Annotated in this window: 3 protein-coding genes; all 3 read right to left on the reverse strand. The window is 74.1% G+C overall.

The window, feature by feature from the left end; all coding sequences use genetic code 11:
• Positions 1-79: 79 nt before the first annotated feature.
• Positions 80-925, reverse strand: a complete 846-nt coding sequence (gene ypfJ, locus HW578_RS25865; protein ID WP_198373583.1) for a KPN_02809 family neutral zinc metallopeptidase — start codon at positions 923-925, stop codon at positions 80-82.
• 11 nt (positions 926-936) lie between these two features.
• Positions 937-1,674, reverse strand: coding sequence for an aspartate/glutamate racemase family protein (locus HW578_RS25870; RefSeq protein ID WP_232479297.1), 738 nt, complete (start codon positions 1,672-1,674; stop codon positions 937-939).
• Positions 1,674-2,006, reverse strand: a 333-nt coding sequence (locus tag HW578_RS25875; protein ID WP_198373585.1) for a hypothetical protein, incomplete at its 5' end; no start/stop codon positions are given. The genes HW578_RS25870 and HW578_RS25875, both read right to left, overlap by 1 nt.

The following is a 2,006-nucleotide window of genomic DNA, read 5'->3' on the forward strand; positions in this document are numbered from 1 at the left end:
TCGAGCGTGTGCCCTTCCGATCTCCCGGCGCGGGCAGGCGCCGCCCGCCGCTGCGGCAGCCCGGGGGGCGGGGCGCCGGTCAGGGCGCGGCGGCGAAGGTGTTGCAGGCGTCCATGCGCCCGGCCTCGAGTCCGCGCCGGAACCACTGCACGCGCTGCGCGGAGGATCCGTGGGTGAAGGTCTCCGGCGCGACACGGCCCTGCCCGGCGCGCTGCATGCGGTCGTCGCCCACCGCGGCGGCGGCGTTCAGGCCTTCCTCGATGTCTCCCTTTTCCAGGATGTTCCGCGTTTCCTGGGCACGGCGTGCCCAGACGCCGGCCAGGCAATCCGCCTGCAATTCGACGCGCACCTGCAGCGCATTGGCGGCGCGCTCGCCCTCCCCGCGCCGGGCCTGGTCGACGCGGTCGAGCACGCCGACCAGGTTCTGCACGTGGTGGCCGACCTCGTGCGCGACGATGTAGGCGGCGGCGAAGTCGCCCCCCGCGCCGAGCCGGCGCTGAAGGTCGGCCATGAAGTCGAGGTCGATGTAGATGCGCCGGTCGCGCGGACAGTAGAAGGGCCCCATCTGCGCCTGGGCGAAGCCGCAGCCCGACTGCGTCGCGCCGCTGAAGATCACCAGCGAGGGGTCCTCGTAGCGCGTGCCGGCGCGGGCGAATTCCGCCCCCCAGACCTGCTCGGTCTCGCCCAGCACCTGGGCCACGAAGTGGCGCGCAGCGTCGTCCTGCGGGCTGGCTTGGCGCTGCGCGGCCGGCGCAGGCGCGCTGTCCCCGCCCTCCATCAGCACGCCCGGGTCGACGCCGAGGAACAGCGCGATCAACAGAATGACCACACCACCGATGCCGCCGCCCACCGCGATGCCGCGGCCGCCGATGCGCTGGCCGCGGCGGTCCTCGACATTGCTACTTTCCGGGCCGTCCAGGCGCATGACCGGATCCCCTATGATGAGCCGCGCAGCATCCCCGCCAGTGCGGGCGCGAGGCCGAGGCTCTCCCGCCCGGCGCAGGCTGCATAGGAACCGCTGCGGGGCTTCGGAAGTTGCAGCGCCACCAGCATTTCCGCCATCCGCACGCCGCAGGCCATGCCGTCGAGCAGCGCCACCGGCGCCTCCGCCTGCAGGCGGCGGTCGTAGCCGGCCAGCGCCGCACCGGCGAGCACCACGGAATCGGCGCCCATCGCGGCGAGCTCGCCGATGCCCACCAGCACCTTGCGCCCCACACCCTCAGGGTCCGCCACCGCCTCCGGCGGCGTCGCGTTGACGCTGACCAGCCCGGCCAAACGCGAAGCGAGGCCGTGCCGGCCGACGAGCTCGCGATAGGTGTCGAGCGCGCCGAAGGTGACGATGCCGAAGCGCCCGCCGACCAGGCAGCCGGTGAAGCAGGCCGCCTCGGTCATGCCGACCACCGGGCAGGGCATCATCTGCCGCGCTGCCTCGAGCGCGGTGTCGTGGCTGACGGCGAGGAGGCAGGCATCGATGCGGCCCGCATGTTCGGCGAGCAGCTCGAGCAGCGCATGCCCGGCGATCACGTTCTCGGCGCGCGAGGAGATCACGGCAGGGCCGAAGCGCGGCGTCGCGGCGATGATCTCGGTGTCCGGCGCGGCGGCGGCGCGTGCGGCGTCCGCGCAGGCCTGCGTGATGGCTTCCGTGGTGTTGGCGTTGGCGACCAGCAGGCGCATCAGGCGGGCTCGGCCACGGTGCGGCGGGAATGCGCCATGGTCACGCGCAGGCGACGGAATTCCTGCGCCGCCTCGGGCGCCTCGGCCGGCGTCTCGGCCAGGGTGCGGCGCTTCCAGACCAGATGCGGGTTGAACAGCAGCAGGTCGCCCGGGCGCGGCTCCAGCTTCAGCATCAGCGTGGGCTCCGCGCAGACCGAATCCAGCAGGTCGAAGGCCGGGGCCAGGCCGGCCGGCAGCGGCTGGGCGCCGGGCTGCGGCAGCGCGGCCGCGGCCTCGACCGCGGTGCGCGTGTAGCGCGCGGCGAAGGCGCCGCCGGTCATGGTGAAGACGGC

Source organism: Roseomonas rosulenta, assembly GCF_016106005.1.
Lineage (GTDB): Bacteria > Pseudomonadota > Alphaproteobacteria > Acetobacterales > Acetobacteraceae > Neoroseomonas > Neoroseomonas rosulenta.